The sequence below is a fragment of the Actinoplanes xinjiangensis genome (genome assembly GCF_003148685.1).
GTDB lineage: Bacteria > Actinomycetota > Actinomycetes > Mycobacteriales > Micromonosporaceae > Actinoplanes > Actinoplanes xinjiangensis.
Genome location: NZ_QGGR01000016.1, coordinates 109,054 through 121,767, shown reverse-complemented (window position 1 = coordinate 121,767; position 12,714 = coordinate 109,054). Strand labels below are relative to the sequence as shown.

The window sequence follows — 12,714 nt, the reverse complement described above, 5'->3', positions numbered from 1 at the left end:
TGTGACCTGGGTCACTACTGGCAACTTTGCCGGGCAGCCGCACCACTACCGGGGCGTGATCGCTTGATCATGCGACGCCCGCCGTCACGACGGTGGCCTCATCCCCCTGAGTAGGAGCAACATGCGGCACGCAATGCCCCACGCGACCCCGAGCCGGCGTCGCCGTCGTCTGGTCGCGGGTCTCGGCGCGGCCGGAGCGGCCGGAGCCGTCACCGCACTGGTCGCCGTCCTCGTCCCGTCCGCGTCGGCGAGCACGCTGTTCAGCGACGACTTCGAGAATGGCGCGGGCAACTGGTCGAAGTCGGGCGGCACCTGGTCCGTGGTCTCCGACGGCTCCAAGGTCTACCGGCAGGCCAAGGCCGACAGCGAACTCGCACGGGTCTTCGCCGGCGAGACGTCCTGGGCCGACTACTCGGTCGAAGCCAAGGTCAAGGGCCTCGACCTCAGCAAGGGCCTGGCCGGTGTCGCGGCCCGGGCCAGCGGCTCCTCCACGATGTACCGTCTCGCCCTCACCTCGGCCGGCAAGGCCGAACTCCAGTCGGTCAAGGGCAGCGCGGTCACCGTCCTCGGCGCGGCCGCGGTCAGCGACCCGGCCGCCTGGCACACCCTGAAGGTGGACGTCTCGGGCAGCAGCGTCACCGGTTACGTCGACGGCGCCAAGGTCGCCTCCGGAACCGGCTCGCTGACCGGTACCGGCCGGATCGGCCTGGTCACCAGCTTCGCCTCGGCCGAGTTCGACGACGTGGCGGTGAACCCGCTGGGCGCCGGCTCCCCGACTACGGCTTCGCCGACCGCGACCAGGACGGCCTCCGCGACGCCGACCGCGACCAGGACGGCCACGGCGACCCCGACCGCCACCAAGACCGCGACCAAGACCCCGACCGCGTCGCCGACGGCCACCAGGACGGCCACCGCCACCCCGACCGCGACCAGCCCGACCGCGTCGTGGCCCACCGCGACCGGCTCGAAGCCGGTCACCGCCACCATTCCGGTCTCCGGCACCCTGGACGGCGGCAACGTCCGCTACTTCGGCAGCGGTGCGCTCGGCGGCGACGGCCAGGACGAGGGCCAGGACCCGCTCTTCAAGCTCGCCGACGGCGCGGTCCTGAAGAACGTCATCCTCGGCGCCCCGGCCGCCGACGGCATCCACTGCTCCGGATCCTGCACGCTGATCAACGTGTGGTGGGAGAACGTCGGTGAGGACGCGGCCACCTTCAAGGGCGGCGCGTCGGCGACGTACACCGTGGACGGCGGCGGTGCCAGGGGTGCCGACGACAAGGTGTTCCAGCACAACGGCGGCGGCACGCTGACCATCAAGAACTTCCAGGTCGAGGACTTCGGCAAGCTCTACCGCTCGTGCGGCAACTGCTCGACCCAGCACAAGCGCGCGGTAGTCGTGCAGAATGTCGTCGTCACCGCCCCGGCCGGCAGCCTGGTCGGCATCAACGCCAACTTCGGCGACACCGCCAGGATCTCCGGCGTCACCGTGGTCGGCAAGAAGAGCCTGGACATCTGCGTCAAGTTCACCGGCAACAGCTCCGGCAAGGAGCCGACCAAGATCGGCACCGGCCCGGACGGCGTCAACTGCATCTACAACGAGTCCGCCATCACCTTCAAGTGATCGTCCGTGGCCGCCGGAGGCTCTTGCCGGCGGCCACGGCCCGCGAACCACAGGGATGCCGATGCGCGACACCGCCTTCCGCGAGTACTTCGAGCGGCACCACGACTCCATGTCACGGCTCGCCTATCTGATGACGGGTGAGGCGGAGATCGCCGACGACCTGGCCGCCGATGCGCTCACCGAGGTGTGGCGGCACTGGGACCGGGTCACCGCCGCCGACGACCCGGCCGCCTACGGGCACGGCATCCTGATGAACCTGGCCCGCAACTGGGTCCGGCGCCGCAGCCGGGAACGGCTGCTCACCCTGGAACCGCTGCGCCGGGCCCTCGACCCGGACGTCTCGGCCGTCGTCGACGTGCGCGGCGCGTTACGGCGGCTCCCGCACCGGCGGCGGGCCTGCGTGGTGCTGCGCTACTCGTTCGACCTCTCCGAGAAAGAGGTCGCCACGATCCTCGGCATCTCGGTCGGGGCGGTCAAGAGCGCGACCTCGCGCGGCGCCCGGCAACTCGCGGAACTACTCGGCGGCAGCAGTGTCGCTCTCGCACGAATCGACGGTTGGGAGGCGGCGCGATGACGCTCATCGAATCCGAGCTGCGCGCGGCATTACGCGCCGAGGCGGCGGCGCACCGTCCCGACCGGGAGGCGATGCTCGACCGGATCACCCGGACCGCGATGCGCCATCAGGCGGCGAAGGACCGGCCCGGCCCTCGCCTGCGGATCACCGGCGCCGCCATCGCGGTCGCCGCGGTCCTCGGCGGTGGCGGTTTCGCCCAGTGGGCGGTCGCCGGCGACGGTGAGAACCGTCCGGAACCCGCCCCGACCGCGGTGGTCCCGGTGTCACCGTCGCCGAGCGTCACACCGTCGCCGAGCGCGACCGGGCCCACGACGAAACCCAGCCAGTCGCTCAGCCGCCCGCCGAAGTCCCGGCCGCCCGGCCGGTCACCGAGTCCGTCGCTCTCGACCGGTGGCCCGGCCACCACACAGGGCGCCCTGTGGTCGGACGGCTCGGTCGTCCCGGACGGTGACTCCCAGGGCGGCAGCGTCGTGACGGTGACGGCGAGCGAGCGGCTCACCGCCCTGGAGGTGACGATCCGGCTCGCCCGCACCCCGGACCTGGTGGCTCGCGGAGGCAGCCAGCAGGTGCCCGGTGCGAGCGTGACCAGCACGGTCACCGAGGAGCCGGGCGCCTACGTCTACCGGTTCGTGCTCTCCTCCGGGGACACCCTGGAGCCGGGGACGTACACGTTCTCCGCGCGGTACACGCACCGCGAGGGCGGACGGGCCGCGGGCGGCGACACCTACGCCGCGGCGGCGACCACAGAGGGCGGAGCGGCGCCGGCGGTCAGCGGGGACTTCCGCTGAGACCTTCCCCCGGCCGACGGGATCCGGCCGGGGGAACTCAGTTCGGGCTGATCATCAGAGCCGAACGCAGGCCCGTGATGTCGAGCACACGCATCAGGAAGTCGCCGACGTTCGCGAGGGCCAGAACGATCTGCGCGTGCTGTGCTTTTCGGCTCAGCACCACCAGCGTGCCCAGGCCCTGCGAGTCACAGAACGTGACGCCCGACATGTCGAGCACGATGCGATTGAGCTGGTCATCGACCACGAGCTCATTGACGACCGTGGACAACTCGGTGACCGTGAGCACGTCGATCTCGCCGGTGAGCTGAATCGTCACCTCATCGGGTGCGCGCTGAACCGCGATGGACAGCTCGGGTCGTTCCACGCCGGTCAGCCTATCCTCTTCGGGGCGAATCAGCCCGTCCGGCACGGTCAGGCCAGGTGCTCGGCGGACATCATCCGATGACGTGAAGAACCCTCTCGCAATACTCGTTCCATGCCGCTGACAGAATGGGGACTGCTGTGACCACGACATATCCCACCGGCGGGCTTCCGTACCCGGAGGACGCCCCGGTCTCCCAGGCCCTGTTCGACCGCGCCCAGGCCATCGTGCCCGGCGGGGTGAATTCACCTGTGCGTGCGTTCCGTGCGGTCGGCGGTACGCCCCGGTTCATGGCCTCGGGCTCCGGCCCCTGGCTCACCGACGCGGACGGGCGACGATACGTCGACCTGGTCTGCTCCTGGGGCCCGCTGATCCACGGCCACGCGCACCCCGAGATCATCGAGGCGGTGCAGCGGGCCGCGGCTCTCGGGACCAGCTTCGGCACCCCGACGGCCGGTGAGGTGGACCTGGCCGAGGAGATCGTCCGGCGTACCTCGATCGACGAGGTCCGGCTGGTCAACTCGGGCACCGAGGCGACCATGACCGCGATCCGGCTGGCCCGCGGCTGGACCGGCCGGTCCAAGGTGGTGAAGTTCGCCGGCTGCTACCACGGTCACGTGGACGCACTGCTCGTCGCGGCCGGATCCGGCGTCGCCACCCTCGGCCTGCCGGACTCGCCCGGTGTCACGGGCGCGGCGGCCGGCGAGACGATCGTCCTGCCGTACAACGACATCGCCGCCGTGGAAGCCGCCTTCGCCGCCGAGGGTGGCGAGATCGCCGCCGTCATCACCGAGGCGGCGCCCGGCAACATGGGTGTGATCACCCCGCGGGACGGTTTCAACGAGCAGCTCGCCGAGATCGCGCACCGGCACGGCGCTCTGCTGATCCTCGACGAGGTGATGACCGGTTTCCGGGTCTCCGCCGGCGGCTGGGCCGGGCTGCACCCGGTCGACGCCGACCTGTTCACCTTCGGCAAGGTGATGGGCGGTGGTCTGCCCGCCGCGGCGTTCGGCGGCCGCCGGGACATCATGTCGCGGCTGGCCCCGGCCGGCCCGGTCTACCAGGCCGGCACCCTTTCCGGTAACCCGCTGGCCTGCGCGGCCGGTCTCGCCTCGCTGCGGCTCGCCGACGAGGCGACCTACAAGCGGCTGGACGAGCTGTCCGGCACGATCGGCTCGCTCTGCGCCGACGCGCTGGCCGCCGCGGGCGTGCCGCACCGGTTGCAGTACGCCGGGAACATGTTCTCGATCTTCTTCACCGAGGACGAGGTCGTCGACTACGACTCCGCGAAGACGCAGGACGCGGCCGCGTTCAAGGCGTACTTCCACACCATGCTGGCCAACGGCGTCTACCTGCCGCCGAGCGCCTTCGAGTCGTGGTTCGTGTCGACGGCGATCGACGATGCAGCGCTGGAACACATCGCCGCCGCGGCGCCGCTCGCGGCCCGAGCCGCCGCGGGGGCGCAATCTTGAGCGAGCCGACCAGGACCACGGTGCACGTGCTGCGGCACGGCGAGGTCTTCAACCCCACCCAGATCCTGTACGGGCGGCTGCCCGACTTCCACCTCTCCGAACTGGGCAACCAGATGGCGAAGGCGGCCGTCGAGGTGCTGGCCGGCCGGGACATCACCCACGTGGTGGCCAGCCCGCTGGAGCGCGCGCAGGAGACGGCCGCGCCGTTCGCCGCCGAGTTCAAGCTGGACATCGCGTCGGACGTCCGGCTGATCGAGAGCGCCAACTACTTCGAGGGCAAGCGCGTCTCGGTCGGTGACGGCGCGTTCAGCAACCCCCGTCACTGGTGGGTCCTGCGTGACCCGATCACCCCGTCCTGGGGCGAGGCGTATCTGGTGATCGCGCAGCGGATGTTCGCCGCGGTGCAGGCCGCCCGGGTGGCGGCCGAGGGCCATGAGGCGGTCTGCGTCTCGCACCAGCTGCCGATCTGGACGCTGCGCCGCTACGTCGAGGGCAAGCGCCTCTGGCACGATCCGCGTAAGCGGGAGTGCGGACTGGCGAGTCTCACCTCGTTCCGCTTCGAGGGGTCCAAGGTGGTCGGTATCGACTACTCGGAGCCCGCCGCCCATCTGGTCGCCATGTCCGCGACGGCCAAGACCGCCAAGGGGGCCTGATGCACCGCCTCGTCGCCGTCGCCGTCGCCGCGGTCACCGCCGCCGGGTTCCTGACCGGCTGCGGCGGCGAGGAGAACTGGGCCAGGAAGTGCTCCACCACGAACCTGGTGGTGGAGTGCACCCCCGAGCAGCGGCCCCTGGTCTCCGGCGTCACCGGGGAGCTGCTCGACGGCGGGACCTACGACCTCGCGAACGACCGCGGCAAGGTGGTCGTGGTCAACTTCTGGGGCTCCTGGTGCGCGCCGTGCCGGGCCGAGGCCGACGACCTGGAACGCACCTACCAGGCGACCAAGGGCTCCGACGTCACCTTCCTCGGGGTCAACACCCGCGACGACCGGGACTCCGCGAAGGCGTTCGAGCGGGGCTACCAGGTCACCTACGGCAGCGTCTACGACTTCCGGGGCGAGGTCGGGCTGAAGTTCGACGTCACGCAGAACGCGATCCCGAGCACGCTCGTCCTGGACCGCCAGGGCCGCATCGCCGCCGCCATCCGGCGGGCCACCACGATCGACGAGCTGCAACCGCTCGTCGAGAAGATCGCGGCGGAGGCGACCGGCTGATGGGCGACACGTTCGCGGGTGTGGTGACCGACGGGCCGATGGTGCTGGCGATCGGCGCGGCCCTGCTGGCCGGCCTGGTCAGCATCCTGTCGCCGTGCGTGTTGCCGCTGCTCCCAGGCTACCTCTCCTATGTCACCGGCCTGGCCGGTTCGGACATGGAGACGGTGATGGGCCGGGGCACCACCCTCACCGCGACCCGGACGCTGGCCGTGAAGGGCAAGGTGCTGCTCGGCAGCCTGCTGTTCGTGCTCGGCTTCGCGGTCGTCTTCGTGCTGTCCGTCACCCTGGTCGCGAACATCACTCTCCAGCTGACCGCCAACCGGGAACTCCTCAACACGATCGTCGGCCTGCTGATCATCGTGCTCGGCGTGGGTTACCTCGGCTGGATCCCCGGTTTCCAACGCGAGGCACGGATCAGCAGATTGCCCGCTGCCGGCCTGGCCGGCGCGCCGGTGCTCGGCGCCGTCTTCGCGATCTCCTGGACCCCGTGCATCGGCCCGACGCTCGGCGCGGTCAACATGCTCGCGATCACGACCGGGCAGACCGACCGGGCCGCCGTGCTGGCGCTCGCCTTCAGTCTCGGGCTGGGCCTGCCCTTCATCGCGTTCGGCCTCTTCTACCGCAAGCTGCTCGGCGTCTTCACCGCGATCCGGCGCAACAGCCGCTGGGTGACCCGGACCGGCGGAGTGCTGCTCATCGTGGTCGGGGTGGCCCTGGTCACCGGCGGCTGGGACCACTTCCTGATCTGGCTGCTCACCACCTTCAACTTCGGCCAGGAGACACTGCTGTGACCGTCGTCGAGGACCGGCCCACCACGGCCGGCGCGCCGCCGCCGAAGCGCCCCAACCCGGTCCTGGCCCTGCTGCGCAACTCGTGGCGGCAGCTCACCAGCATGCGGACCGCGTTGATCCTGCTCTTCCTGCTCGCGGTCGCGGCCGTGCCCGGCTCGATCTTCCCGCAGCGCGGCGTGAACCGGGAGAACGTCTCCGAGTACTTCGCGGCCAACCCGAAGCTGGCGCCGATCCTGGACCGGTTCTTCGCCTTCGACGTCTACGCGTCACCCTGGTTCGCGGCGATCTACCTGCTGCTGTTCACCTCGCTGATCGGGTGCGTCGTACCCCGCCTCCGTGATCATTTTCGGGCGCTCACGACCGTACCGCCGGATGCTCCGAAGCGTCTGGAGCGGCTGCCGCACCATGCCGACGGCGGGCGACGGCCGGAGGAACCCGCGGCCGTGGCCGCGGAGATCGCGAAACGACTGCGCCGCAGGCGGTTCCGGACCCGGGTGCGGGAGACGCCGGACGGCTGGACGGTCGCGGCCGAGAAGGGCTATCTGAAGGAGACCGGCAACCTGCTCTTCCACTTCGCCATGCTGGCGGTGCTGGTCGGGGTCGGTTTCGGTCAGTGGTACGGCTGGCACGCGAACCGTCTGCTGATCGCGGGCGAGGATCAGGGCTTCTGCAACGCCGTCACGCAGCACGACGAGTCGGTCCTCGGCCCCCGCGTGGACGCCTCCGACCTGCCGAACTTCTGCCTGTGGATGACCGGTTTCGACTCCACCTTCCAGGAGAACGGCATCCCCCGGTCGTTCCGGGCCAACGTGCGGGTCAGCGAGGACGGCGGCGCCTACCGGGCCACGTCGTTCTCGGTCAACGACCCGCTGCGGCTGTCCGGGGCGAACATCAACCTGATCGGCCAGGGGTACGCCCCGGTGCTGCGTTACACCGACCGGTTCGGCGCGACGCAGGAGAAGGTGGTCGCGTTCCTGCCCACCGACAACATGCTGACCAGCGAGGGCGTCGTCCAGTTCCCGGACGTCAACATCGACCCGGCCACCAACACCCGCGACCCGGAGCTCCAGATGGGATTCGAGGGCGTCTACCTGCCGACCGGCGGCGACGACGGCAGTGCCCTCTCGAAATACCCGGCCGAGGACAACCCGGTGCTCTACCTGGCCGCCTACCGCGGCGACCTGGGCCTGGACTCCGGAAAACCGGGCTCGGTGTACGCGCTGAACCGCGACCAGATCCAGGACGGCGACCTCGAGAAGATCAGCGGCGAGCGGCCCTACGTGCTGCGGCCGGGCGAGAAGTGGACCCTCGACGACGGCACCACGCTCGAGTTCGTCGGCACCCGCCGGTTCGCGACGATCTCCATCCGGTACGACCCGACCCAGTTCCTGATGCTGGTCGGAGCGGTTCTGGGCCTGGCCGGGCTGATGCTCTCGCTCTCCGTGCACCGGCGTAGGGTCTGGTTCCGGGTGGTCCCCGCCGACGGTGGCAGCGCGGTCGAGGCCGGCGGCCTGCCCCGCACCGACTATGCGGGTTTCGGCGATGAGTTCGCGGCGCTCACCCGGCACATCAAGGAAGGGACGCCCTGATGGCGGAGTTGTCCAATCAGCTTATGGCGCTGACCGTGCTGGCCTACCTGGCGGCCATGGTCTGCTACGCCGCGGAGTACGCGTTCGGCCGGAGCAGCCACATCGGCCGGGCCGCCACCCGCGAACTGGTCGGTGCCGGTGGGCCACCGATCAAGCAGCCGGCCCCGGCTCCGGTCGAGAAGAGCCGGTGGGTCGGCCGGTCCGCCGTCGTCCTCAACCTGATCGGTCTGGCCCTGCACCTGGGCACCACCGTCAGCCGGGGGATCGCCGCGGAGCGCATGCCCTGGGGCAACATGTACGAGTACATCCTCTCCGCGACCCTGGTCGGCGCCGCGGTCTGGGCCGGGGTGCTGATCCGTAAGCCCGCGGTCCGCCACCTGGGACTCTTGGTCTCGCTGATCCTCGTGGTGCTGCTCGGCGCGGCGGCCCTGGTCGCCTACACCCCGGTCGGCCCGCTGGTCCCGGCGCTGAACTCGTACTGGTTCATCTTCCACGTCTCGACGATCATCATCTCGTCCGGCATCTTCCTGCTCGGTGCGGTGCCGGCCGCGATGTTCCTGATCAAGGACGGGTGGGACTCCGGTAAGCGCGGCTTCCCGTACACGCTGGGTCGCCGGGTCGGTGACGCCGGCTCGCTGGAGCGGCTCACCTTCCGCCTGCACGCCTTCGCCTTCCCGCTGTTCACGTTCGGCGCGCTGATCGCCGGGCCGCTGTGGGCCGAGGCGTCCTGGGGCCGCTACTGGGGCTGGGACCCGAAGGAGGTGTGGGCGTTCATCTCGTGGATCGTCTACGCCGCCTACCTGCACGCCCGGGCCACCCCCAGCGTGAAGCGGACCACCGCGACCTGGATCGCGATCATCGGTTTCGTGACGATGCTGATGAACCTGTTCGGCGTGAACCTCTTCTTCGAGGGCCTGCACTCGTACGCCTAGTCACCGGCGCAGTCACCGGCGGTCCAGGTGTCGTAGCGGGTCTTCCAGTCCAGGCAGAAGCCACCACGCGAGGGCGCCGCGGTCTCGGTCGCGACGTCCTCGCGCCAGTACCGGACCGGACCGCCGCCGGCCGGCCGTAACTGCACGTTGTCCACGGTCACCGTCGGCACGTCGATCTTGGTCTGCCGGGTGGCGTCGACGTGCACCTCGACGTACTGCTCGATCCGGGCGCTCGGCCCCAGTGGCAGCCGCTGCTGGGTGAGCAGGTTCCACCGGTTGTTCCACCACAGCCAGGCCCGCCAGAGCCCGGTCCGGTCGGTGCTGATGTCCAGCCACACCTGACTGCCGGGGCGGACCGCGTACTGGTCGTAGAACTGCCACCGGTTGGTGTTCGTGTCGAACGTGTAGATGTGCTGGCGGCCGGGAGAGGCCCAGCCGGTCTCCGACCATCCCGCCTCCAGCCAGGCGATCCGCCCGCCACCCAGGTCACGTTTCGCCATGAAGCGGCCGACCACGAAGTCGTAGGTCTGCGGCCGGATCGAGCCGTCCACCACCGAGAACCGGCCGGACACCCCGCCCCACTCGCCGCGTGTCCCGGCGCCGAGGTGGTGATAGCCCGCCGGGGTGAAGGCGATCCTCTCCGACTCCAGGACCGGGCCGCCGACCCGGCAGGCGCGTGGGCTGTCCACGGTGGCCGGGCCGGTCGGGGGGCTGGTCGGGGCCGGTCCGGGCGTGCCGCATGCGGGCAGTCCCGCCGCGGTTCCGGAGATCGCCGGGGCGGCGACCGCGAGAGCCGCGGCCAGACCGGTCGGCAGGCACCATCGGGTCACGTTCCACAGCCTCATGAAAGCCCCAACGGGAGTCCCGGATCTCCAGTGACGGAACCTGGTGCCAGACTGGGGGTATGGCGCCGCGTGGATTCCCCTATGCCGATCTGCAGAGCTTCATCGCCGCCCTGGAGGCCGCGGGTGAGCTGCGCCGGGTCACCGTGCCGGTGGACCCGACCCTGGAGATCAGCGAGATCGTGACGCGGACCGTGCGGGCCGGCGGTCCGGCGCTGCTCTTCGAGCGCCCGACCCGGGGCGACATGCCGCTGCTGATCAACCTGTTCGGCACCGAGAAGCGGATGGCGATGGCCCTCGGCGTGGACCGGCTCGACGAGGTCGGCGAGCGGATCGGCGCGCTGGCCAGGCCGGAGCTGCCGGTGGGCTGGTCCGGCATCCGTGAGGGCATCGCCAAGGTGCTGCAGCTCAAGTCGGTGCCGCCGAAGAAGGTGAAGAACGCCGCCTGCCAGGAGGTCGTGCTCAAGGGCGACCAGGTCGACCTCGGCCTGCTCCCCGGCCTCCAGGTCTGGCCCGGCGACGGCGGCATCTTCCACAACTTCGGGCTCACCCACACCAAGCACCCGGAGACCGGTAAGCGCAACCTCGGCCTCTACCGCCTCCAGCAGCACTCGAAGAACACGCTCGGCATGCACTGGCAGATCCACAAGGACTCGACCGCGCATCACGCGGTGGCGGAGCGGCGGGGCGAGCGACTTCCGGTCGCCGTCGCCATCGGTTGCGACCCCGTGGTGTCGTACGCCGCGAGCGCCCCCCTGCCGGGCGACATCGACGAGTACCTGTTCGCCGGGTTCCTCAAGGGCGAGCGGATCGAGATGGTCGACTGCGTGACCGTCCCGCTCCAGGTCCCGGCCGAGGCGCAGATCGTCCTGGAGGGCTACCTGGAGCCCGGCGAGCGCCACCCGGAGGGCCCGTTCGGCGACCACACCGGCTACTACACCCCGGTCGAGCCGTTCCCGGTGCTGCACATCGAGTGCATGACCATGCGGAAGAAGCCGGTCTACCACTCGATCGTCACGTCGAAGCCTCCGCAGGAGGACCACGGCCTGGGCAAGGCCACCGAGCGGATCTTCCTCCCGCTGGCGAAGATCCTGATCCCGGACATCGTCGACTACGACATGCCGGCCGCCGGTGTCTTCCACAACTGCCTGATCGTGTCGATCCGCAAGCGCTACCCGAAGCACGCACAGAAGGTGATGAGCGCGATCTGGGGCGCCCACCTGCTGTCGCTGGTCAAGCTGATCGTGGTGGTCGACGAGGACTGTGACGTTCACGACTACAACGACGTGGCGTTCCGGGCTTTCGGCAACGTCGACTACGCCCGCGACCTGCTGCTCACCGAGGGCCCGGTGGACCACCTGGACCACTCGTCCTACCAGCAGTTCTGGGGTGGGAAGGCGGGCGTCGACGCCACCCGTAAGCTGCCGACCGAGGGCTACACCCGGGGCTGGCCGGAGGAGATGACCATGTCTCCCGAGGTGGTCAGCCTGGTCGACAAGCGGTGGAAGGAATACGGGCTGTGACAGCCATCGAGGAGAAGCCCGGCAAGGTCAAGGCCTTCCTCCGGCTGGTGATGATCGAGCACTCGATCTTCGCGCTGCCGTTCGCCTACCTGTCGTCGCTGATCGCGATGGCACAGCCGGTCGGTGACGTGAGCACCGACGGCCGGGTCATCCTCGACCTGCCGTCCGGCACGACGGTCAGCTCCGGCGTGCACTGGATGGACCTGCTGCTGGTCACGGTCGCCATGGTGTCCGGCCGGACCTTCGCGATGGCGGCCAACCGGATCCTCGACCGCAGGATCGACGCGCTGAACCCGCGCACCCAGAACCGGGAGCTGGTCACCGGCGCGGTCAGTCTGCGTACCGCCTGGACCGGCGCGGGCATCTCCCTGGTGCTCCTGATCGTCGCGGCCGGCCTGCTCAACCCGCTCTGCCTGCTGCTGTCGCCGCTGGCCGTGATTCCGCTGATCATCTACCCGTACGCGAAGCGGTTCACGAACTTCCCGCACTACGTGCTGGCGCTGGCCCAGGCGGTCGCCCCGGTCGGAGCGTGGCTCGCGGTCACCGGCACGTTCGCCGGTTCCGGCCCGGCCTGGGTGCTCGGCGTCGCGGTGGGCCTGTGGATCGGCGGGTTCGACATCATCTACGCCTGCCAGGACATCGAGGTGGACCGGCGGATCGGCGTGCACTCCACCCCGGCCCGGTTCGGGATCCGGACCGCGCTGCACATCTCCACGGTCACGCACGTGGTGTGTTTCGCGCTCTTCGTGTGGTTCGGTCACCTGGTCGGCCTCGGCCTCTTCTGGTGGATCGGCCTGCTGATCACCGGCGCCGGCCTGGTCTACCAGCACGTCGTGGTGACACCGAAGGATCTCTCCAAGATCAACCGGGCGTTCTTCACGGCGAACGGGTTCATCGCGATCGCCCTCTTCCTCCTCGCGCTCCTCGAGCTGATCGTCGACGGGCGCTTCGGGTCGCTGATGGTCGCCACATTGATGTAACCCGTACCGGCACCGTCTCCGTCTCGGG

The 12,714-nt window shown here is 70.1% G+C and carries 13 protein-coding genes; 11 read left to right on the top strand and 2 right to left on the bottom strand.

All coding sequences use genetic code 11. From position 1 onward, the window contains the following. The first annotated feature begins 133 nt into the window (after positions 1 to 133). The 3 genes from BC793_RS50730 to BC793_RS31135 all read left to right on the top strand — a co-directional run bounded on the left by BC793_RS50730 (position 134) and on the right by BC793_RS31135 (position 2,983). A complete protein-coding gene (locus tag BC793_RS50730; protein WP_249037396.1) occupies positions 134 to 1,621 on the top strand; it encodes a pectate lyase in 1,488 nt (495 codons plus the stop codon). A gap of 61 nt (positions 1,622 to 1,682) precedes the next feature. Continuing rightward, the gene (locus BC793_RS31140; RefSeq protein WP_109599122.1) at positions 1,683 to 2,195 is read left to right on the top strand and encodes a SigE family RNA polymerase sigma factor; all 513 of its coding nucleotides are present in this window, start codon (positions 1,683 to 1,685) and stop codon (positions 2,193 to 2,195) included. Continuing rightward, positions 2,192 to 2,983, top strand: coding sequence for a hypothetical protein (locus BC793_RS31135; RefSeq protein ID WP_109599005.1), 792 nt, complete (start codon positions 2,192 to 2,194; stop codon positions 2,981 to 2,983). The genes BC793_RS31140 and BC793_RS31135 overlap by 4 nt, the downstream gene beginning before the upstream one ends. A 37-nt stretch (positions 2,984 to 3,020) precedes the next feature. Here BC793_RS31135 and BC793_RS31130 read toward each other — a convergent pair whose 3' ends face one another. Next, the gene (locus BC793_RS31130; RefSeq protein ID WP_109599003.1) at positions 3,021 to 3,347 is read right to left on the bottom strand and encodes an STAS domain-containing protein; all 327 of its coding nucleotides are present in this window, start codon (positions 3,345 to 3,347) and stop codon (positions 3,021 to 3,023) included. A 125-nt stretch (positions 3,348 to 3,472) separates the two neighbouring features. On the opposite strand from BC793_RS31130, the gene hemL reads away from it, so the two are divergent. The 6 genes from hemL to ccsB are packed head-to-tail and all read left to right on the top strand — an operon-like array spanning position 3,473 to position 9,341. Continuing rightward, entirely contained in the window at positions 3,473 to 4,816 is a 1,344-nt protein-coding gene (gene hemL / locus BC793_RS31125) for a glutamate-1-semialdehyde 2,1-aminomutase (protein WP_109599001.1), read from the top strand. After that, complete coding sequence (locus BC793_RS31120) at positions 4,813 to 5,469, top strand: histidine phosphatase family protein (protein WP_109598999.1); 657 nt, start codon at positions 4,813 to 4,815, stop codon at positions 5,467 to 5,469. The genes hemL and BC793_RS31120 overlap by 4 nt, the downstream gene beginning before the upstream one ends. Beyond that, positions 5,469 to 6,029, top strand: coding sequence for a TlpA family protein disulfide reductase (locus BC793_RS31115; protein ID WP_109598997.1), 561 nt, complete (start codon positions 5,469 to 5,471; stop codon positions 6,027 to 6,029). Before BC793_RS31120 ends, BC793_RS31115 begins: the two co-directional genes overlap by 1 nt. Then, positions 6,029 to 6,820 carry a cytochrome c biogenesis CcdA family protein gene (locus tag BC793_RS31110; RefSeq protein WP_109598995.1) on the top strand — a complete coding sequence of 264 codons (792 nt, stop codon included), beginning with the start codon at positions 6,029 to 6,031 and terminating at the stop codon, positions 6,818 to 6,820. The genes BC793_RS31115 and BC793_RS31110 overlap by 1 nt, the downstream gene beginning before the upstream one ends. Then, entirely contained in the window at positions 6,817 to 8,409 is a 1,593-nt protein-coding gene (gene resB, locus BC793_RS31105) for a cytochrome c biogenesis protein ResB (protein ID WP_373871260.1), read from the top strand. Before BC793_RS31110 ends, resB begins: the two co-directional genes overlap by 4 nt. Next, positions 8,409 to 9,341: a c-type cytochrome biogenesis protein CcsB gene (ccsB, locus tag BC793_RS31100; protein ID WP_109598993.1), complete on the top strand. Its 933-nt coding sequence runs from the start codon at positions 8,409 to 8,411 to the stop codon at positions 9,339 to 9,341. Before resB ends, ccsB begins: the two co-directional genes overlap by 1 nt. Here the strand turns inward: ccsB and BC793_RS31095 are convergent. Continuing rightward, entirely contained in the window at positions 9,338 to 10,186 is an 849-nt protein-coding gene (locus BC793_RS31095) for a hypothetical protein (protein ID WP_239170381.1), read from the bottom strand. The two genes, ccsB and BC793_RS31095, sit on opposite strands and share 4 nt — an antisense overlap. A gap of 59 nt (positions 10,187 to 10,245) precedes the next feature. Here BC793_RS31095 and BC793_RS31090 point away from each other — a divergent pair, with 59 nt between their 5' ends. Both BC793_RS31090 and mqnP read left to right on the top strand, forming a co-directional pair. Continuing rightward, positions 10,246 to 11,706, top strand: coding sequence for a menaquinone biosynthesis decarboxylase (locus BC793_RS31090; protein ID WP_109598991.1), 1,461 nt, complete (start codon positions 10,246 to 10,248; stop codon positions 11,704 to 11,706). A 50-nt stretch (positions 11,707 to 11,756) separates the two neighbouring features. Further along, a complete protein-coding gene (gene mqnP, locus BC793_RS31085; protein WP_239170389.1) occupies positions 11,757 to 12,686 on the top strand; it encodes a menaquinone biosynthesis prenyltransferase MqnP in 930 nt (309 codons plus the stop codon). The last annotated feature ends 28 nt before the right edge of the window (positions 12,687 to 12,714 follow it).

Coding starts and splice junctions, on each gene's coding strand:
- BC793_RS50730 (WP_249037396.1), top strand. CDS start 134: ATGCCCCACGCGACCCCGAGCCGGCGTCGCCGTCGTCTGGTCGCGGGT.
- BC793_RS31140 (WP_109599122.1), top strand. CDS start 1,683: ATGCGCGACACCGCCTTCCGCGAGTACTTCGAGCGGCACCACGACTCC.
- BC793_RS31135 (WP_109599005.1), top strand. CDS start 2,192: ATGACGCTCATCGAATCCGAGCTGCGCGCGGCATTACGCGCCGAGGCG.
- hemL (WP_109599001.1), top strand. CDS start 3,473: ATGGGGACTGCTGTGACCACGACATATCCCACCGGCGGGCTTCCGTAC.
- BC793_RS31115 (WP_109598997.1), top strand. CDS start 5,469: ATGCACCGCCTCGTCGCCGTCGCCGTCGCCGCGGTCACCGCCGCCGGG.
- BC793_RS31110 (WP_109598995.1), top strand. CDS start 6,029: ATGGGCGACACGTTCGCGGGTGTGGTGACCGACGGGCCGATGGTGCTG.
- ccsB (WP_109598993.1), top strand. CDS start 8,409: ATGGCGGAGTTGTCCAATCAGCTTATGGCGCTGACCGTGCTGGCCTAC.
- BC793_RS31095 (WP_239170381.1), bottom strand. CDS start 10,186: ATGAGGCTGTGGAACGTGACCCGATGGTGCCTGCCGACCGGTCTGGCC.
- BC793_RS31090 (WP_109598991.1), top strand. CDS start 10,246: ATGGCGCCGCGTGGATTCCCCTATGCCGATCTGCAGAGCTTCATCGCC.
- mqnP (WP_239170389.1), top strand. CDS start 11,757: ATGATCGAGCACTCGATCTTCGCGCTGCCGTTCGCCTACCTGTCGTCG.